General features: G+C 61.3%; 19 protein-coding genes. 2 read left to right on the forward strand and 17 right to left on the reverse strand.

What is annotated here, in order from left to right; genetic code table 11:
- Nucleotides 1-16: 16 nt before the first annotated feature.
- The 17 genes from atpD to argC all read right to left on the reverse strand — a co-directional run bounded on the left by atpD (nt 17) and on the right by argC (nt 17,124).
- Nucleotides 17-1,390, reverse strand: coding sequence for a F0F1 ATP synthase subunit beta (atpD, locus tag AC5WNI_RS16905; RefSeq protein WP_175088900.1), 1,374 nt, complete (start codon nt 1,388-1,390; stop codon nt 17-19).
- A 56-nt stretch (nt 1,391-1,446) separates the two neighbouring features.
- Complete coding sequence (gene atpG / locus AC5WNI_RS16910) at nt 1,447-2,313, reverse strand: F0F1 ATP synthase subunit gamma (protein WP_043331714.1); 867 nt, start codon at nt 2,311-2,313, stop codon at nt 1,447-1,449.
- 67 nt (nt 2,314-2,380) lie between these two features.
- A complete protein-coding gene (atpA, locus tag AC5WNI_RS16915; protein WP_175088901.1) occupies nt 2,381-3,925 on the reverse strand; it encodes a F0F1 ATP synthase subunit alpha in 1,545 nt (514 codons plus the stop codon).
- Nucleotides 3,926-3,941: 16 nt separating this feature from the next.
- Complete coding sequence (locus AC5WNI_RS16920; RefSeq protein WP_043331710.1) at nt 3,942-4,484, reverse strand: F0F1 ATP synthase subunit delta; 543 nt, start codon at nt 4,482-4,484, stop codon at nt 3,942-3,944.
- A 13-nt stretch (nt 4,485-4,497) separates the two neighbouring features.
- Nucleotides 4,498-4,968: a F0F1 ATP synthase subunit B gene (locus AC5WNI_RS16925; RefSeq protein ID WP_175088902.1), complete on the reverse strand. Its 471-nt coding sequence runs from the start codon at nt 4,966-4,968 to the stop codon at nt 4,498-4,500.
- A 64-nt stretch (nt 4,969-5,032) separates the two neighbouring features.
- Nucleotides 5,033-5,281: a F0F1 ATP synthase subunit C gene (gene atpE, locus AC5WNI_RS16930; protein WP_011508579.1), complete on the reverse strand. Its 249-nt coding sequence runs from the start codon at nt 5,279-5,281 to the stop codon at nt 5,033-5,035.
- A 102-nt stretch (nt 5,282-5,383) separates the two neighbouring features.
- The gene (atpB, locus tag AC5WNI_RS16935; protein WP_043331706.1) at nt 5,384-6,247 is read right to left on the reverse strand and encodes a F0F1 ATP synthase subunit A; all 864 of its coding nucleotides are present in this window, start codon (nt 6,245-6,247) and stop codon (nt 5,384-5,386) included.
- Between the two features lie 9 nt (nt 6,248-6,256).
- Nucleotides 6,257-6,661: an ATP synthase subunit I gene (locus tag AC5WNI_RS16940; RefSeq protein ID WP_043331819.1), complete on the reverse strand. Its 405-nt coding sequence runs from the start codon at nt 6,659-6,661 to the stop codon at nt 6,257-6,259.
- A gap of 405 nt (nt 6,662-7,066) precedes the next feature.
- Nucleotides 7,067-8,014: a ParB/RepB/Spo0J family partition protein gene (locus AC5WNI_RS16945; RefSeq protein ID WP_175088903.1), complete on the reverse strand. Its 948-nt coding sequence runs from the start codon at nt 8,012-8,014 to the stop codon at nt 7,067-7,069.
- An 18-nt stretch (nt 8,015-8,032) separates the two neighbouring features.
- Complete coding sequence (locus AC5WNI_RS16950; RefSeq protein WP_175088904.1) at nt 8,033-8,800, reverse strand: ParA family protein; 768 nt, start codon at nt 8,798-8,800, stop codon at nt 8,033-8,035.
- A gap of 149 nt (nt 8,801-8,949) precedes the next feature.
- Nucleotides 8,950-9,600, reverse strand: coding sequence for a 16S rRNA (guanine(527)-N(7))-methyltransferase RsmG (gene rsmG / locus AC5WNI_RS16955; protein ID WP_175088905.1), 651 nt, complete (start codon nt 9,598-9,600; stop codon nt 8,950-8,952).
- Nucleotides 9,597-11,519: a tRNA uridine-5-carboxymethylaminomethyl(34) synthesis enzyme MnmG gene (mnmG, locus tag AC5WNI_RS16960; protein ID WP_175088906.1), complete on the reverse strand. Its 1,923-nt coding sequence runs from the start codon at nt 11,517-11,519 to the stop codon at nt 9,597-9,599. Before mnmG ends, rsmG begins: the two co-directional genes overlap by 4 nt.
- Nucleotides 11,520-12,892: 1,373 nt before the next feature.
- Nucleotides 12,893-13,639: an amino acid ABC transporter ATP-binding protein gene (locus AC5WNI_RS16965; protein ID WP_054556363.1), complete on the reverse strand. Its 747-nt coding sequence runs from the start codon at nt 13,637-13,639 to the stop codon at nt 12,893-12,895.
- Nucleotides 13,640-13,748: 109 nt separating this feature from the next.
- On the reverse strand, nt 13,749-14,420 hold the full coding sequence (locus tag AC5WNI_RS16970; RefSeq protein WP_043331697.1) for an amino acid ABC transporter permease: 672 nt from the start codon (nt 14,418-14,420) through the stop codon (nt 13,749-13,751).
- Between the two features lie 162 nt (nt 14,421-14,582).
- Nucleotides 14,583-15,344, reverse strand: a complete 762-nt coding sequence (locus AC5WNI_RS16975; protein WP_175088907.1) for a transporter substrate-binding domain-containing protein — start codon at nt 15,342-15,344, stop codon at nt 14,583-14,585.
- Between the two features lie 235 nt (nt 15,345-15,579).
- On the reverse strand, nt 15,580-15,933 hold the full coding sequence (erpA, locus tag AC5WNI_RS16980) for an iron-sulfur cluster insertion protein ErpA (RefSeq protein WP_175088908.1): 354 nt from the start codon (nt 15,931-15,933) through the stop codon (nt 15,580-15,582).
- A 147-nt stretch (nt 15,934-16,080) separates the two neighbouring features.
- Nucleotides 16,081-17,124, reverse strand: a complete 1,044-nt coding sequence (gene argC, locus AC5WNI_RS16985; RefSeq protein ID WP_175088909.1) for an N-acetyl-gamma-glutamyl-phosphate reductase — start codon at nt 17,122-17,124, stop codon at nt 16,081-16,083.
- Nucleotides 17,125-17,377: 253 nt separating this feature from the next.
- Here argC and AC5WNI_RS16990 point away from each other — a divergent pair, with 253 nt between their 5' ends.
- Together AC5WNI_RS16990 and hemJ are read left to right on the forward strand one after the other, a co-directional pair.
- Nucleotides 17,378-19,129, forward strand: a complete 1,752-nt coding sequence (locus AC5WNI_RS16990) for a chloride channel protein (RefSeq protein ID WP_175089065.1) — start codon at nt 17,378-17,380, stop codon at nt 19,127-19,129.
- 169 nt (nt 19,130-19,298) lie between these two features.
- Nucleotides 19,299-19,730 carry a protoporphyrinogen oxidase HemJ gene (gene hemJ, locus AC5WNI_RS16995; protein ID WP_043331686.1) on the forward strand — a complete coding sequence of 144 codons (432 nt, stop codon included), beginning with the start codon at nt 19,299-19,301 and terminating at the stop codon, nt 19,728-19,730.
- Nucleotides 19,731-19,732 lie beyond the last annotated feature (2 nt).

Below are 19,732 nucleotides of genomic sequence, written 5' to 3' on the forward strand. Positions count from 1 at the left end.
TGCCTGAACAGGGAAATTACATGCCCTTGGCTTTCTCGACAGCTTCGTCGATGGTGCCGACCATGTAGAACGCCTGCTCCGGCAGTGCGTCATATTCGCCGTCCAGAATACCTTGGAAGCCGCGGATGGTGTCCTTGAGGGACACGTACTTGCCCGGCGCGCCGGTGAAGATTTCCGCAACGAAGAACGGCTGTGACAGGAAGCGCTGGATCTTGCGCGCACGTGCCACGGTCTGCTTGTCTTCGTCAGACAGCTCGTCCATCCCGAGGATGGCGATGATGTCTTTCAGCTCCTTGTAGCGCTGCAACACACCCTGAACGTTACGGGCAGTGTTGTAGTGCTCTTCGCCAACGACCAGCGGGTCGAGCTGACGAGAGGTGGAGTCGAGCGGGTCAACGGCCGGATAGATACCCAGCTCGGCAATCTGACGGGACAGTACGACAGTCGCGTCAAGGTGCGAGAAGGTGGTCGCCGGCGACGGATCGGTCAAGTCATCCGCGGGGACGTAGACGGCCTGCACGGAAGTGATCGAGCCAGTCTTGGTAGAAGTGATGCGCTCCTGCAGGACGCCCATCTCTTCCGCCAGAGTCGGCTGATAACCAACCGCGGACGGCATACGACCCAGCAGTGCGGACACTTCGGTCCCCGCCAGGGTGTAACGATAGATGTTGTCGACGAACAGCAGAACGTCACGACCTTCGTCACGGAACTTCTCGGCGATGGTCAGGCCGGTCAGTGCCACGCGCAGACGGTTGCCCGGCGGCTCGTTCATCTGGCCATAGACCAGGGCAACCTTGTCGAGAACGTTGGATTCCTTCATTTCGTGGAAGAAATCGTTACCTTCACGAGTACGCTCACCCACGCCCGCGAACACGGAATAACCGCTGTGCTCGGTGGCGATGTTGCGGATCAGCTCCATCATGTTGACGGTCTTGCCGACACCGGCGCCGCCGAACAGACCGACCTTGCCGCCCTTGGCGAACGGGCAGACCAGGTCGATGACCTTGATGCCGGTTTCCAGAAGCTCGCTGGACGCTGCCTGTTCCGCGAAGCTCGGGGCTGCACGGTGAATCGGCATGTGCTCTTCAGCACCCACGTCGCCAGCTTCGTCGATCGGCTGACCCAGCACGTTCATGATGCGACCCAGAGTCGCCGTGCCGACCGGCACGGAGATCGGAGCACCGGTGCTCTCAACTGCGAGACTGCGCTTGAGGCCTTCGGTCGAACCCATTGCGATAGTACGGACCACGCCGTCGCCCAGCTGCTGCTGGACTTCGAGTACGGTCTCGCTATCGGCGACGTTCAGGGCGTCGTAGACCTTGGGCACTGCGTCCCGCGGAAACTCGACGTCAATCACCGCGCCGATGATTTGTACGATACGTCCGCTCATTCCTGGTTCCTCTTAAACCTGCGATTGAAACCTGCTTGCCTGTTGCCACGCTGTCATCAGACGGCGGCGGCACCGGATACGATCTCGGAGATTTCCTGAGTGATCGCTGCCTGGCGGGCCTTGTTGTAGACCAGCTGAAGGTCGTCGATCAGGTCGCCGGCGTTATCGGTCGCACTCTTCATTGCGATCATTCGCGCTGCCTGTTCGCAGGCGATGTTCTCGACCACGGCCTGGTAGACCTGGGCCTCGACATAGCGCTTGAGCAGCTTGTCGAGCAACGAGACGGCATCCGGCTCATACAGGTAGTCCCATGTAGTGGGACCGGTTTCTTCGTCATTCAGATCAGCTTCGAGAGGAAGCAGCTGACGCACGACCGGCTTCTGCGTCATGGTGTTGACGAACTCGTTGAACACCACGTACAGACGGTCGAGGCTGCCCTCGTCGAATGCGTCCAGCATGGCCTTGACGCTACCGATCAGATCCTGGGTACCCGGGGAATCCCCGAGACCGGACTTGGCGGCAAGCAGGTTGCCACCGTAGTTGCGGAAGAAGGTACCGGCCTTGGAGCCGAGGGCACAGAAGTCCACCTCGACACCCTGATCGCGCCAGCTCTTCGCATGCTTGGTGACAGCCTTGAACAGATTGGCGTTCAGGCCACCACACAGGCCGCGATCACTGGAGACCACAATATAACCGACACGCTTCACATCGCGTTCCATCAGATAGGGATGGCGATATTCCGGGTTGGCCCGGGCGATGTGTCCTACAACTTTGCGGATCTGATGAGCATAAGGCTGGCTGGCCGCCATGCGATCCTGCGCTTTACGCATCTTGGACGCAGCCACCATTTCCATGGCGCTGGTGATCTTTTGCGTATTTTTGATGCTCCCGATCTGGGAGCGAATCTCTTTTGCAGCTGCCATAGCGATCTGCCTTATTCATGCCACCCGAAGGGAAACGACAGGGCCCGGCCTAGCCGGGCCATGCCACTTACCAGCTTTGAGTCGCCTTGAACTTCTCGACGCCAGCCTTGAGACCATTCTTGATCTCGTCATCGTAGCCGCCGGACTGATTGATCTTGTCCAGAAGATCCGCGTGCTCGGAGCGCATGAAGTCCAGCAGCGCCTTCTCGAAGCCCAGCACCTTGGCGACTTCGACGTCATCCAGGTAGCCTTCGTTGGCCGCGAACAGCGAGATCGCCATGTCGGCCACGGACATCGGAGAGTACTGCTTCTGCTTCATCAGCTCGGTGACACGCTGACCATGCTCGAGCTGCTTGCGGGTCGCTTCGTCCAGATCAGAGGCGAACTGGGAGAAAGCTGCCAGCTCACGGTACTGAGCCAGTGCCAGACGCACACCACCACCCAACTTCTTGATGATCTTGGTCTGAGCAGCACCACCGACACGGGAAACAGACAGACCCGCGTTGATGGACGGACGGATACCGGAGTTGAACAGGCTGGTCTCGAGGAAGATCTGACCGTCGGTGATGGAGATCACGTTGGTCGGAACGAACGCAGACACGTCGCCACCCTGGGTCTCGATGATCGGCAGCGCAGTCAGGGAGCCGGTCTTGCCTTTCACTTCACCGTTGGTGAACTGCTCGACATATTCGGCGTTGACGCGTGCGGAACGCTCAAGCAGACGGGAGTGGAGATAGAAGACGTCGCCCGGGTAGGCTTCACGGCCCGGCGGACGCTTGAGCAGCAGGGAGATCTGACGGTACGCCCATGCCTGCTTGGTCAGATCGTCATAGACGATCATCGCGTCTTCACCGCGGTCGCGGAAGTATTCACCCATGGTGCAACCGGCGTACGGTGCCAGGAACAGCATGGCAGCCGGGTCGGAAGCGCCAGCCGCGACGATGATGGTGTGTTCCATCGCGCCGTGCTCTTCGAGCTTGCGCACGACGTTGGCAATGGTGGACTGCTTCTGGCCGACGGCGACGTAGACACAGGTAATGCCCTTGCCCTTCTGATTGATGATGGCATCAATCGCGATGGCGGACTTACCAATCTGACGGTCACCGATGATCAGCTCGCGCTGACCACGGCCGATCGGCACCATGGCATCGATGGACTTCAGACCTGTCTGCACCGGCTGGTCGACCGGCTCACGGGCGATGACGCCCGGAGCGACCTTCTCAACCGCATCAGTCAGCTTGGCGTCGATCGGGCCTTTGCCGTCAATCGGATTACCCAGCGCGTCGACCACACGGCCGACCATTTCCGGGCCTACCGGCACTTCGAGGATACGACCGGTGCACTGCGCGGTCATGCCCTCTTCGAGCTGGAGGTAGTCACCCAGAACGACAGCACCGACGCTGTCGCGCTCAAGGTTGAGCGCCATACCAAAGACGCCACCCGGGAATTCAATCATCTCACCGAACATGACGTCTGCGAGGCCGTGGATCTGCACGATGCCGTCGGAGACGCTGACGATGGTGCCCTGATTACGGGCTTCGGATGCGACGTCAAGCTTTTCGATACGCTGCTTGATGATGTCGCTGATCTCGGAAGGATTCAGTTGCTGCATGCCATGTCCCTCGGACTCAGGAGTTCAGTGCTTCGGAAAGCCGGGCCAGCTTGCCGCGCACGGAGCCGTCAATGACGGTATCTCCGGCACGGATGATGACGCCGCCGAGCAGCGTACTATCCACCTGAGTGGTAATGGAGATGTCGCGGTTCAGACGCTTGCGCAGGGCAGTGGCGAGCTTTTCTTCCTGCTCACTCTCCAGTGCAAAGGCAGACACCAGGGTCACCTCGACACGCTGTTCCTGCTCGGCCTTCTGGGCCTCGAACAATTCGGCCACGGAGGGCAGGGCCGCAAGGCGGTCCTGCTCACCGAGAGTCCGGATGAAGTTGCGGGCGCTGTCATCCAGCGCCTCACCGCACACGTCCAGGAAGGTGCCAACCTTGTGCTCGGTGGAGAGCTTGGGGTTGTCGAGCACCGCCTTGACGTTTGCGTCGACAGCGACGAGCGCCGCTGTCGACAACATGCCGGACCAGGCCTCTAGCGCCTGCTGGCCGCGTGCAAACTCGAACGCCGCCTTGGCGTACGGGCGAGCCGCGGTGGAGGTAGACGTTTCAGCCATGGAATCAGTCTCCTCAGAGCTCGGCAGCGAGCTTGTCAATCAGCTCGCGGTGCTTGGCTTCGTCGATGGAGGATTCCAGGATGCGCTCGGCGCCGATCACTGCAAGAGCAGCGACCTGACCACGGAGCTCGTCCTTGGCCTGGTTGATCTCCTGGGAGATTTCGGCACGGGCCTGCGCAACGAGACGCTCGCCTTCCGCACGTGCAGTTTCACGTGCTTCCTCGATCATCTGGTTGGAGCGCTTATGGGTCTGCTCAATGATGCGTGCTGCTTCATCCTTGCTTTCCCGCAGAGTCTCGGTGGCTTTTTCCTGCGCCAGTTCGAGGTCACGGGTAGCACGGCTGGCAGCATCCAGACCATCTGCAATCTTCTTCTGACGTTCTGCCAGAGCCTGTGTGACCGGCGGCCAGACATACTTCATGCAGAAATAAACGAAGACCGCAAAGGCGATGGCCTGACCAATCAGGGTTAAGTTCAGATTCACGCCAGCACCTCTCGCTTCACGATTGTTGGGTCAAAAACACGGTAGGCCGGAGGCCAGCCGATGTTTAACCGACAAACGGGTTGGCGAAGGTGAAGAACAGCGCGATACCAACACCGATCATGGTCACGGCATCCAGCAGACCAGCGACGATGAACATCTTGACCTGCAGCTGCGGGATCATTTCCGGCTGACGCGCTGCGCCTTCCAGGAACTTGCCACCCAGGATACCGAAACCGATGGCGGTGCCCAGGGCGCCCAGGCCGATCAGCAGGGAGACGGCGATAGCGGTCATGCCAAGAACTTGTGCTTCCATTGTGGAACTCCAGTTTTAGTCAAGTTTAAGTCAAGGGGTTGAGGGTGTGAGCAGAGCTCGGAAATCTTGCCCCACGCCACGGATGGCGTGGGGCGAAATGCATCAGTGGTCTTCGCTGGCCATGCTCAGGTAGACGATGGTCAGCATCATGAAGATGAATGCCTGCAGGGTAATGACCAGGATATGGAAGACCGCCCACGGGAAGTGCAGGGGCAGCTGCCAGATACCGACCAGCGAGATCAGGATGAAGATCAGCTCGCCTGCATACATGTTACCGAACAGACGCAGCGCCAGAGAGATCGGCTTGGCGATCAGCGTCACGAACTCAAGCAGGAAGTTGACCGGAATCAGCGCGATCTGTGCCAGCTTGTTCGGAGTGTTGAACGGGTGCAGCGTCAGTTCGGCCAGGAAGCCCTTGAGGCCCTTGACGCGAATGGAATAGAAGATGATCAACGCGAACACGGACAGTGACATGCCCAGCGTGGCATTGATGTCAGTGGACGGCACCACCTTGAAGAACACGTGAGCCGGATCGGCGCCGAACATCTCACCGACCTTGGCAGCAACGCCAGGCAGCCAGTCGACGGGGATCAAGTCCATCAGGTTCATCAGGAAGATCCAGCAGAAGATCGTCAGTGACAGCGGTGCGATCAGGCGTGAACGGCCGTGGAAGGTCTCACGCACGGACTGATCGACGAACTCGACCATCAATTCGACGAAGTTCTGCAGACCGCTGGGAACGCCAGTGGTGGCGGACTTGGCGACCTTGCGGAACAGGCACAGGAAGATCAGGCCCAGACCGATGGACCAGCCCATGGTGTCCAGGTGGATGGCCCAGAATCCCATGTCGGCCGCTTCCTGAGCGCTGTGCGCCAGTGACCATCCGTGTTCCGGGTGGTTGCCGTACGTCAGATTCTGCAGGTGGTGCTGAATATATTCGGAGGGACTCGGGTTGGTGCCTGCCATGACTCTGCCTCAGGTTCGTGTGTACGGTGTTCGCTTCACCAGCCAGGGGCCCAGCCAGTGAACCGCCATTGCCGCCACGTAAGCGCAAAAAAATAAAGCGGGGTTTGAGGGCGGCACTGCAATGAAGAAGAACGCAAACAATACGGCCGTCAAACCGAACTTACCGGCCTCGGCCTGATAGAAGGCCTTGACCATTGCCTGGGCGTAGCGTGCACCGGTCACACGCAGTGAACGCCAGGCGAAAAACAGATTGGGCAGCAGGCAGACCAGCCCACCACACAGCGCGGAAAGCGCCGCACCACTGCCTTTCATCACTCCCGCCAGCAAGACGGCAATCACGATGACCAGCGCCTGGCCCCAGAGCAATCGAGCTACCTGAGGGCGTTGTAGAGCAGCGGGTGTCGTCTTGTGCATCTTGGACCTGTGTCTCGCAATGATGGCCTTCGCCATTTCTGGCGCTGCGCTGGACACAGCCCGGGAGCAAACTCGCCGGATTATAGGGGAGCGCTTCACCGCCATCAACCAAACGACAAGCTAAATTCCTTGATCTTTCGCAAGCTTACGACCAAAGCCTCACTATCTTGCGGGAAACCGATGACAGTTTGCTTACGTTGACAGTCGCTTGCGGTGCGAGCGACACAGGGTTGCATGAATCACAACCTGACGTCAGCAACATCCTTCAATATCTTGAATGTCAGATGCATTTCGCGCCCCTGCGACAATGAGTCACAGGGGCGCGAAAGAAGATCGTGATCCGTCACGCAGAAAATTGCCGCCAGGGAAGGTGTGACGCACGGTCAGCCCTCCCCTGCTCACCCATTAGTGGATATGGCCGAGAATGCCGTCCAGCTCATCCAGACTGGTGTAGGAGATGGTGACCTTGCCCTTGCCGCTCTTGCCATGACGGATGTTGACGGCGGCGCCCAGCTGCTCCGAGAGGCGCGTTTCCAGACGCTGGATGTCGGCGTCCGGTCGTGCCGGCGCCGGCTTGGACTGTTCACCCTTTTGCACGCTTTTCACCAGTGCTTCGGTCTGGCGCACGGTCAGCTCGCGCTCGACCACTTCATGGGCCAGCTTGCGCTGGCGTGCCGGGGTCAGGCCGATCAGGGCACGCGCGTGCCCCATGTCGAGCTCACCGCGCTCCAGCAGGGTCTGCACTTCCTGTTCCAGCGTCAGCAGCCGCAGCAGGTTGGTGACCTGGGCGCGTGAACGCCCGACGGCGTCGCCCACCTGCTGCTGGGTCAGCTCGAATTCCTCAAGCAGACGCTTGAGCGCCAGGGCTTCCTCGACCGGATTGAGGTTCTCGCGCTGGATGTTCTCGATCAATGCCAGCGCAAGCGCGATCTCATCGCTGATGCCTTCGCGGATGACGGCAGGAATGGTATCCAGCTCCGCCAGCTGCGAGGCACGCCAGCGGCGCTCGCCGGCGATGATCTCGTAGCGCCCCTCCCCCACCGGACGCACCACGATGGGCTGCATCACGCCCTGAGCCCGGATGGAATCCGCCAGCTCCTCGAGCGCTTCCGGCTGAATGTCACGCCGTGGCTGATACTTGCCACGCTGCAACTGCCCGAGCGGCAGGCGCTCGAGGCGCTCGCTAGGCAATTCCGCCGTGGCAGCGGCCGGATTCGCGGCCAGCGCGGCATCCGGTGACGCATCGATGGCGTCGCCATCGACAGTTTCTATATCGGCTTCGACATGGCGGCGGCGGCTTCCGGCGCCAATCAGGGCATCCAGGCCCCTTCCCAGGGCACGCTTACGCGTCATGGACCTTCCTCGGTGAAGTTACAGCGAGAGACGACGAATCAATTCCTTGGCGAGCACCCGATAGGCCTGGCTGCCACGCGACAGACGCGCATACTTGGTCACCGGCAGGCCGTGGCTCGGCGCTTCCGCCACCCGCACGTTGCGCGGAATGGTCGCCTTGATCAGGGTATCGCCAAAGTAATCGGAAAGTTGCTTGCTGACATCGCGGGTCAGACTGTTGCGAGCGTCGTACATGGTACGCACGATCCCGAACACGTCGAGGGCCGGATTCACGTTGCCTTGAATCTGCTCGATGGTATCGAGCAGCGCTGACAGACCTTCCAGCGCGTAGAACTCGCACTGCAGCGGGATCAGCACGCCATGGGCGGCGGTCAGGGCATTGACGGTCAACATGTTGAGCGAGGGCGGGCAGTCGATCAGTACCACGTCATATTCCGCGGCGATCGGCGCCAGAGCTTCCGTGAGGCGGCGCTCACGCCCCTCGACACCGAGAAGATCGACCTCGGCGGCGGTAAGGTCGCCATTGCCGGGCAACAGGGCGTAGCCGGCATCGGGACAATCGAGAATCACGTCACTGGCACGCAGCTCGCCCAGCAGCACATCCAACACGCTACCTTCGAGGTCGTGCTTGTCGATGCCGCTGCCCATGGTGGCATGGCCCTGCGGGTCGAGATCGATCAGCAGAACGCGGCGATCGAGTGCCGCCAGCGACGCCGCCAGATTGACGGCAGTGGTGGTCTTGCCGACGCCACCCTTCTGGTTGGTCAGCGCGATGATCTTGGTCACGAGTGACTTCCTTGGTTCCTTGAGAAGCGGGGCCATTGGCACCAGCCACATGCTCACGAGGACAGATCAATGATCTGCCCTCGTGAAAACATCAGGCTGCCTGCCTTTTGCGCCCGGCACAATCCCTGCGCACACCTTGAGGCGCTTTATCAGTCGCGCTTGAGGCGCAGAAGGTGGCGCTCCCCTTCCTCGCCTGGCACTTCCAGCACCAATGTCTCGACCAGCGAGACACCCATCGGCAGGCGGGCAATCTCATCACTGGGGATGCGCCCTTTCATGGCCAACCATTCGCCGCCCTCGGCGAGCACGGCCGCTGACAGATTGACGAAGGCATCGGTATCGGCGAAGGCACGCGAGATGATCTGTTCGAACGGCGCGCCATCATAGGCTTCGATACGGACCTGGGTCGGGCTCAGATTCTTGAGGCCCAGTTCATGGCCGGCCTGAATCTGGAAGCGCACCTTCTTGCCATTCGAATCCAGCGGCACGACGGCGATGTCGGGACGCATGATCGCGATCACGATGCTGGGCAGGCCCGGGCCGGCGCCGACATCCAGAAGGCGTGGCCCGCTGATATAAGGCAGCACACTGAGGCTATCGAGCAGATGGCGAGTCACCATCGCCTCCGGCTCACGTACCGCGGTGAGGTTATAGGCGCGATTCCACTTGTGCAACAGCACCAGCAGTGTCATCAGCTGAGCATGTTGTTCCTCGCTCAACTCTACGCCCATGGCGCTGGCACCGCGGCTGAGCAGCTGAGCGCAACGTTCACGCTGGGTCTCGTTGAGCGTCTGGCTCATTGCGCGACTCCCGTGTCAGTTGTTGCGGCATCTGCGGGTGTCTCCGCCTTGATCAGCTGACGCTTCTTCAAGTGAATCAACAGGATGGAGACGGCTGCCGGCGTGACACCGGAAATACGGCCGGCCTGGGCCAGCGTCGCCGGGCGCGCTTCGTTGAGCTTCTGCTTGATCTCGTTGGAGAGACCATCGACGGAATCATAGTCGAGGCTGGTCGGCAGTTCGGTGTGCTCGTGACGGCGCAGGCGGTCGATCTCCTCCTGCTGACGCTGGATATAGCCTGCGTACTTGGCAGTGATCTGTACCTGTTCGGCGATGCGCCAGTCGTCGACCCCTTCCCCTTTCAGGTCTGCCACATCCGGATACTCGAGCTCCGGACGCTTGAGCAGCTCCATCAGGCTGGCTTCGCGCTTGAGCGGCGAGCTGAGCTTGTCACTCAACGGGGCCAGCTCCGGACTCTTCGGCGTCAGCCAGGTGCTCTCGAGACGTGCGGTCTCGCGGGCGATGGCTTCACGCTTGCGATCGAAGGCTTCCCAACGGGCGTCATCGATCAGGCCCAGCTCGCGCCCCTTGGCGGTCAGGCGCAGATCGGCATTGTCCTCACGCAGCAACAGGCGATATTCGGCGCGCGAGGTGAACATGCGGTACGGCTCGCGCGTGCCGAGGGTGATCAGGTCATCGACCATCACACCGGTGTAGGCCTCGTCACGCAGCGGATGCCAGGACTCGTCGTCAGTGGCGCGCAAGGCGGCATTGACGCCCGCCAGCAGCCCCTGGGCACCGGCTTCTTCATAGCCGGTGGTGCCATTGATCTGACCGGCGAAGTAGAGGTTCTTGATGAAACGGGTCTCCAGGGAGTGATGCAGGTCCTGGGGATTGAAGAAATCGTACTCGATGGCGTAGCCGGGACGCGTGATGTGCGCGTTCTCCATGCCACGGATCGAGCGCACCACCTCGAGCTGCGTATCGAAGGGCAGCGAGGTGGAGATGCCGTTGGGATACAGCTCATGGGTATTCAGGCCTTCCGGCTCGATGAAGACCTGGTGGCTGTTCTTGTCGGCGAAGCGATGCACCTTGTCCTCGATGGACGGACAGTAACGCGGCCCGATGCCATCGATGACGCCGGAGTACATCGGCGAGCGGTCGAGATTGGCGAAGATGATCTCGTGAGTGCGCTCGTTGGTGTGCGTGATGTAGCAGTTGACCTGCTCCGGCTGCATCTCACGGCTGCCCATGTAGGACATCACCGGTCGCGGCGTGTCACCCGGCTGGGCTTCCATCTTGCTGAAGTCGACGCTCTTGGCATCGATGCGCGGCGGGGTGCCGGTCTTGAGGCGATCTACCCGGAACGGCAGTTCACGCAGACGTGACGCCAGCCCATTGGCGGGCGGATCACCGGCGCGACCACCGGCATGGTTGTCCAGACCGATGTGAATCACGCCGCCGAGGAAGGTCCCGGTCGCCAGCACCACCGTGGTGGCGTGGAAGCGGATCCCGGTCTGGGTGACGACACCCCGCACGGTCTCGCCGTCGACGATCAGGTCTTCCGCACCCTGCTGGAACAGCGTCAGGTTCGGCTGGTTTTCCAGCACGTTGCGGATCGCGGCCTTGTACAGCGCCCGGTCAGCCTGGGCGCGAGTGGCACGCACTGCCGGCCCCTTGCGGGCATTCAGGGTACGGAACTGGATACCCGCCATGTCGGTGGCCAGGCCCATGGCGCCGCCCAGCGCATCGATCTCCTTGACCAGATGGCTCTTGCCGATCCCACCGATGGCGGGATTGCAGGACATCTGGCCCAGCGTCTCGATGTTATGGGTCAGCAGCAGGGTCTGACGGCCCATGCGGGCAGCAGCCAGTGCGGCTTCCGTACCGGCATGACCGCCGCCGATGACGATCACGTCAAAGCGGTTCGGGTAATCCACGTTGGCACCTCGGGGTATCACGAAACTTGGGTGAAGCGCTGTTCGCTGGTTGGCGAAGCAGGCAAATCGGCCAGGCAGGGCGATGAATCGATGCCTGGATGAATCAAGGTCTGCCAGACGGCATGGCGAATGATGTCCGTCGCCGAAGGCATGTGCTCGACCGGTGAGGGAGCTTGCAAGCCAGCAGGATGACGTCCGGGCCGCACAGTATAAACCGCCTGTGGGTAAGCGTCAGGAGTTTTCCACAGCGCCGTGCCCTGGCAGGTCATGAATGAATGCCCGGGTTGTTTCTACTCAGGCATCAATCCACACCGTGACGATTCACGAGTCTTGCGGATACGACACGTCGATTTTCCGCCGAGGGATGTGCTGACCGACAGCCGTTCGTTATCCCGAACACTTCGGGTTCGGTGAGTTCACGTCAGGTCGATCGTGAGGTCTCGGTCCGTCCTTCGGGTTTCCGGATAACAAGATTATATAAAGAAAAGAAAAAGGGGTTCTGTTGATGTTGTAACTACTGTTGTGGACAAAATCAGTGGGAAATCGACTTTATCCGTTACAAATCAAAAGCTTACGATGTTGATATAGTTGGGGAGAAAATGCGGAGTACCTGAGGACGTCACCGGTCGCTTCCTGTGGATGAAATGTGCCCTTGTCCACAGCCCCGATTATCCCCTGATTCATACCGAGCTGGTACCCGACTTTTCTGCCCTGCTGTGCACAAGTTGCGTTGTTACCCACAACCCCTAGTGCTGCATGGCCTGACGGCAAGAAGGCCGCGGATAATGCCGGAAAATGTCCACAGAGGCAAATGTCGATTTCCTGCGCTGGCCAAAGCTGTAGACAGTCATGGGATAAGTGGTGCGTGAATGCCTACAGCCCTCGCCAATGGTGCCAATGACGCGATGCGTCCCAGCCTGTGGATACTTTTTCGCTTGTCTTGCCCGTATCGGCCGCTGAGATTGCCTGAACGCTGTCCCGGCGGCTCACGGTGCACGTTATCCTCGTGTGGTTTTCCGACTAGGCCCCTGATTTATCCCTGCTTTTCACACGCTAAAGCGACGCTTGAGTGAGGGCTGCCAGGCGGGGAAAGCGACATTCGTTCGAGCGTCGAGGCGTGTTTGCGTGACCTGGCAAGGGGGTGGCCGGGGCCAAAAAATTCGTTTTTTTCTTCTCGAAATGCCGACAGTAGGCGTGGAGGGAGAAGATTTTTCATCGTTTGGCGATCCGCAGGGCTCGCAAGCCTCTCTGAGGACAAAAAAATGCCCCTACCTGACGGTCGGGGCATGCCCGCTGCCATGCGTGCAGCGGGTGGGACATCACATGCTCAACGCGTGTCCGGACAGTGGCTCAGCTAGCTTTCCGGAAGACGCTCAGTGAGACAGTACGCGGGCCAGGAAGCTCTGGGTGCGTGGATGTTGCGGCGTATCGAAGACCTGCTCTGGCGTGCCTTCCTCGACGATGCTGCCCTGATGGATGAACACCACCCGGTCTGCCACTTCACGGGCAAAACTCATTTCATGGGTGACGATCATCATCGTCATGCCTTCGCGGGCCAGCTTGCGCATGACATCGAGCACCTCACCGATCATTTCCGGGTCCAGTGCCGAGGTGGGCTCATCGAACAGCATCAGGCGCGGTTCCATCGCCAGTGAGCGGGCAATGGCCACGCGTTGCTGCTGGCCACCGGAGAGTTGCCCCGGGTACTTGTCGGCCTGCTCGAGGATATTGACCCGCTCGAGCAGCGTATCGGCTTGCTGCTCGGCCGCCGGACGCGAGGTGCCGCGGACCTTGATGGGGGCCAGGCTGACGTTGTCACGCACGCTCATGTGCGGAAAGAGATTGAACTGCTGGAAGACCATGCCGACTTCGGTGCGTATCGCCTTGAGCGCCCTGTGGCTCTTGCCGTGGGGGATCAGCGAGTGCCCATCCACCTCGATGTTGCCGTCCTGAAACTCCTCCAGGCCGTTCACGCAGCGAATCAGTGTCGACTTGCCGGAGCCACTGGCCCCGATGATCACCACCACCTCCCCCTGGGCGACCTCGAGCTCGATGTCCTTGAGGACATGCAGGCTGCCGAAATGCTTGTTGAGCTTGTGCATCTTCACGATGGCAGTCATGGGGCGCTCCGAACCGGCGCTGCATGCCGGATGGTCGTCAGAGAAATGAGATCAGGCAGAAGGAGAGGTGGCGCGGCGATATCCGTCACGTTTGGGGGGCAGAGAGACATCATTGGCCCACCAACCCGCGGCGCTCGAGCATCCGCAAGCCAAATGACAGGCTGAGGGTGATCACCAGATACAGCAGCGCAACCATGAAGTAGGTTTCCAGCGCATTGAAGGTCGTGGCGATGTAGATCTGCCCCTGACGCACCAGCTCACCGACGCCGATCACCGAGAACAGCGAGGTGTCCTTGATCGAGACGATGCCCTGGTTGCCAAGCGCAGGGATCATGCGGCGCAGCGCCTGGGGCCAGATGACATAGCGGAAGGTCTGCGGGGTGGAAAGGCCGAGTGACAGGCCGGCTTCCCGCTGGCCCCGGGCGATGGACTGCACGCCACCGCGCACGATTTCCGAGATATAGGCCGCCGAGTTCAAGGCGATCGCGGCGATGCCGGCGGTCAGGGCATCGATGGGGCCACCGATGATCTGTGGCAGGCCATAGAAGATGAAGAGCACCTGGACGAGTACCGGGGTGCCACGGAAGATCTCGATATAGGCGGTGGCGACCCAGCGCAGGATCCGGCTGGGAGACAGGCTCAGCAGTCCGAACAGGATGCCGAGCACGAAGCCGATGGCGAGGCCACCGAAGGATATGGCGAGGGTCCAGGGAATGCCCTCGAGCAGGTAGGGCACCGAATTGAGTGCGGCCTGCCAATCAAACTGGAACTGAACGTCCACGGGGGGCTCCTTGGCACGAACCTCTCATGCACCGCTGGGCGCGCCGGAGGTTCGAGACGACCGACATTCCGGCAGGCTGTCGCTGCCGAAATGTCGTGATGATGATCTGTACTACGTTCTGCACTACGCGATGTGGGGCGTCCGAGGCGAGTCGAAAGCGGCTTACTGGCTGTCGCCGGGCATGGCGCCGAACCACTTCTGGTAAATCTCGGCATAGCTGCCATCGGACTTCATCTCGGCCAGCGCCTTGTTGGCGGCCTCGGTCCACTCGCTGCCTTCGGTGAAGGCGATACCGTATTGCTGGCCTTCATAGAGCGGCCCCACCGTCTTGACGCGTCCATTGCCCTTGGTCTTGGCGAAGTAGCCGACGTTGGGGGCATCGTAGAAGACGGCATCGACGCTGCCGGACATCAGGGCCATGTACATGTCGGCGCTGCCCGGATAAGGCGTGATGGTGGAGTCACCGAGGTTGGCGGTGAGATAGTCGTAACTGGTGGATCCGATCTTGGTACCGACCTTCTTGCCTTCCAGGCCCTCGATATCCTCGATGTCGCCGTTGTTGGTCGAGGTCAGAATCTGCAGGCCGGAGTCATAGTAGGGATCGGTGAAGTCGACGATCTTCTCGCGTGCTTCGGTGATGGTGATGCCGGCGATGGCGACATCGACGCTACCAGTCTGCACGGCCGGGATGATGCCATTGAAGTCCATGGTCTTGAGGTCGATATCGAAGCCGGCGCGCTCGCCGATGGCATTGAGGATGTCGATATCGAAGCCGACCATCTCGCCACTTTCCTGATCGAGCATCTCGAAGGGCACGAAGCTCGGGTCGGTCGCCGCCTTGAGGGTGACGGCATGGGCAGCGCTGGCCATGAAGGTGGCGGCCGCAAGGCCAGAGAGGGAGGCCAGCAGGTGGGATCTGCGCATTTTACATTTCTCTTTATATTTAGATTTTAGGATGTATAGCGTTTTTAGATTGACGAGCGCACCGGGCCCCGTCAAGTCTGCCGCCGCTGCCATACCGCGAAGGGAAGCTCGCAAGCCACTGAGATGACAAAAAAATCGCCCCCTACCAGGAACCGGTAGGGGGCGATCAGGCGCCAGCAAGGCGCCAATGTCGTGTGCGGGGCGTGTCAGATCCTCACGGTCAGATCCTCAATGATCAGACCATGAAGGAAGATCCGCAGCCACAGGTGCTGGTGGCATTGGGGTTCTGGATAATGAAGCGGGCGCCTGCCAGACCTTCCTCATAGTCGATCGTCGAGCCGACCAGATACTGGTAGGACAGCGGGTCGATCACGATGGCGGCTTCGCCCAGCTCGACCACGGTGTCGTCATCGGCCAGATCGGTGGCGATATCGAAACCGTACTGGAAGCCGGAACAGCCGCCGCCAGTGACGTAGACCCTGAGACGCAGCTCCGGGTTGGCTTCTTCCGCGCGCAGCGCTGCAATCCGGGCACTGGCGCGCTCGGACAGGTACAACGGCGTGGGGATGAAGCTTTGTGCTTCGCTCATGCGGGCCTCCTGGAAGGAGTCGGAGGCCGGACGCTGAAGACAGCGCCCGGCACGGTATAGAGAACGGAATGACGGCTATTATCCCTATATCCGAGCAAAAGGGTCAACTTTGTCTGACGTGCAGCCTTGCGGGCGTACGCTGGCGGTTCAGGGCATCATCGCCGGCGCACCGATCCCCATCATCTCATCGAGACCGAACATCAGATTGAGGTTCTGGATGGCCTGGCCTGACGCGCCCTTTACCAGGTTGTCGATCACCGACAGCACCACCAGGGTGTCGCCGTTGCCCGGACGATGCAGGGCGATGCGGCACAGGTTGGTGCCCCGCACACTGCGCGTCTCCGGATGGCTGCCCAGCGGCATGACATCGACGGCGGGGTGGTCGGCGTAGCGCTGTTCGAACAGCGTCTGCAGATCTTCCAGCGTGCCGCTGAAGCCGCTCAGACGCGGATAGAGGGTGGAGTGGATGCCGCGAATCATCGGCGTCAGGTGCGGGACGAAGGTCAGACCGACCGCGCTGCCGGCTGCCAGGTCCAGCCCCTGGGTGATTTCCGGCAGATGACGGTGGCCGGAGGCGCCGTAGGCCTTCATGGACTCGCCGGCTTCACACAGCAGAGAGCCGACCTTGGCACCGCGACCCGCGCCGGAGACGGCGGACTTGCAGTCGGCGATGATGTTGTCGGTCTCGATCAGGCCGGCTTCCAGCAGCGGGATCAGGCCCAGCTGCACGGAGGTCGGGTAGCAGCCCGGCACCGCGATCAGGCGTGCTTCGCGGATGGCATCGCGATTGACTTCCGGCAGGCCGTAGACGGCTTCGCCGAGCAGCTCCGGCGCGCCATGCGGCTGGCCATACCACTCGGCCCAGACGTCGGCGTCCTTGATGCGGAAGTCCGCGGACAGGTCGATGACACGCGTGCCGCGTGCCAGCAGATCGCCAGCTAGGGCGTGAGCGACACCGTGAGGCGTGGCGAAGAATACGGCGTCACAGGCGGCCAGCACGTCGGCATCCGGCTCGCTGAATGCGAGAGTGTCGTAGTGGCCGCGCAGATTGGGGTACATCTCGTCGACACGCACGCCTTTCTCGCTTCGCGAGGTGATCACGGTCACTTCCACCTGCGGATGGCTGGCCAGGAGCCTGAGGAGTTCCACTCCGGTGTAACCGGTGCCGCCGACGATACCTACCTTGATCATGCTGCCTCCCCGCCTTCGGGCGGTGTCCTGTTGATGCGAGATGTAATCTTGTGTCCGATCTGCTGCTGCGACCTTTGGTGGCCTGTGCGCGAGACAGGCGTTGCGCCATGCTGTGCCGAGGTTGTCGGATTGCGCACGGTCGCGACGGTTCGCAATCGATATGATACACAGGTGTCAGGCGGGCAGTAATGCGCTGCCGACATGGATGTCCTCTGTCATTGCCAGTGCCTTCAAGGAGTCGTGAGTGTCACGCCTGACGCGTCCGCATCTGCCTCGTCCCAGTCTCGACAATTTTCGGCGCAAGCTGGCGGCGGTCGATGCACTCCCGCAACTGTGTCTGCTGGGGCTGGTGGCAGGGCTGCTGACCGGCTCATTGATGGTCGGTTTCCGCCTGCTGTTGAGTGCCGGTGCTCTGGGCTTCATGCCCGATGACAACCCGGAGAACTTCGAGGGACTTGCCCCCTGGGTGCGCGCGTCGCTGCCGCTGCTGGCGGTGCTGGTGATCGGCATCGTGCTGGGGCGACAGCATCCGGCGCAGCGCAAGCTAGGCATCGGTCATGTCATCGAGCGCCTGACCTACCATCAGGGCAAGATGCCGCTGCGTGCCTGGCTCAATCAGGTCGTGGTCGGGGTCGCGAGCGTGCTCGGCGGCTTGTCGGCGGGGCGTGAAGGCCCGGCGATCCACCTGGGTGCCGGTGCCTCGAGCTGGATCGGCGAGCGCCTCAAGCTGCCCAACAACAGTCTGCGCGTGCTGGTCGCCTGTGGTACGGCGGCGGGCATCTCCGCCTCCTTCAATACGCCGATCGCCGGGGTCATCTTCGCCATGGAAGTGGTGATGATGGAGTACACCCTGATGGGGTTCATGCCGGTGATTCTGGCCTCGACCACCGGCGCGGTGGTCACGCAGATGGTCTACGGCTCGGCACCGGCCTTCGCGGTGCCGTCTCTGCTGCTGCATTCCCTGCTCGATCTGCCCTGGGTCATCGTCACGGCGCTGGTCATCGGCCTGCTGGCGGGGGGCTTCGTGCATCTGGCGCGTCAGCAGGCGCGCGTGGCACACCTGTCATGGGGGATGCGCATGGCGCTGGTCGGGGTCTCGACGGCCGTCGTGGCGTGGTGGTATCCCCAGGTACAAGGCATCGGCTATGACAGTCTGGCTCAGTTGCTCGACGGCCAGCTGGCGCTGGATATCCTGTTGGCGCTGGTGGTCGGCAAGCTGGTGCTGTCGGCACTGTGCGTGGCCTGTGGCGTGCCGATCGGCATCATCGGCCCGGTGGTGGTGGCGGGCGCCGCGGCCGGGGCATTGATGGGCATGCTGGGCGGCTGGCTGTTGCCGGACCAGGCCTCGGACATCGCGCTTTACGCCCTGCTCGGCATGGCGGCGATGATGGGTGCGGTGCTTCAGGCGCCACTGGCCGCCCTGATGGCACTGCTCGAATTGACGCATTCGCCGAATATCATCCTGCCCGGCATGCTGGCGGTGGTGGTGGCAGGCCTGACCTGTCGCCAGCTGTGTCACTGCCAGGGCTTCTTCATCTCGACGCTGACGGCGCAGGGACTGCATCCGCTCCAGCAGCCATTGATGCAGGCGCTGTCGCGGGTGGCGGTGCCGGCGGTGATGGAGCGCTCGCTGGTCAGCGTGCCGCGCCGCATCACGCGTGAACGTGCTCGCGCCCTGCTCGACAGCAAGCCGGTCTGGCTGGTGGTCACGCGCTCGACGCCGGAAAAGCCGATGGTCGCACTGCCGGCGGCGGATCTGGTGCGTGTGCTGATGGATGAGCATTGGCGGGAGCAGGAAGAGCTCGACCTGCTCGAGATCCCCGCGCAGCGTCTGGATCTCGCGCCCATCCACCTGCAGGCTACCTTGTCCGAGGCCTATGAGCGGCTGCTGCCCAGCGATGTCGATGCCCTCTATGTCGAGCACACCACCGCACCGATGATTCGCAAGATTTCAGGTATCATCACGCGGGATGCAATAGAGAGCTACTATCGCTATACGCCCTGAAGCACCTCGTGGCACCTGCTTCTCAGGCGTGAATTCACTTTGCGCACGCCTGGCCGCGACCGCATACCGCATGGGCCTTGGCGGTGTCACATGCCATCGTGGCGATCCGATTGCTTCATCCGCGCGTCCACTTTCTGACCTTCCCGACCCTGACTGACGGAGCTCCCTCATGTATCTGTGGATCAAGGCTTTCCATCTGATTGCCGTAGTGTGCTGGTTTGCTGCCCTCTTCTATTTGCCGCGGCTGTACGTCTATCACGCCCAGGCGCGTGATGCCGGCGACCACAAGGCCATCGAGTACTTCAAGACCATGGAGCGCAAGCTTTATCGCGGCATCATGATGCCGTCGATGATCGCGACCCTGGTGCTGGGAATCTGGCTGCTGGCGCTGGTGCCGAGCTTCATGAGCATGGGCTGGATGCACCTCAAGCTGACCATGGTCGTGCTGCTGGTCGGCTATCACCATGCCTGTGGCCTGTATCTGAAGCAGTTCGCCGCCGATACCTGCAAGAGAACCTCGCGCTACTTCCGCTTCTTCAATGAAGTGCCGGTACTGATGCTGGTGGTGATCGTCATCTGCGTCATCGTCAAACCGTTCTGAGG

This window comes from Cobetia sp. PDI-12MA (assembly GCF_059507695.1).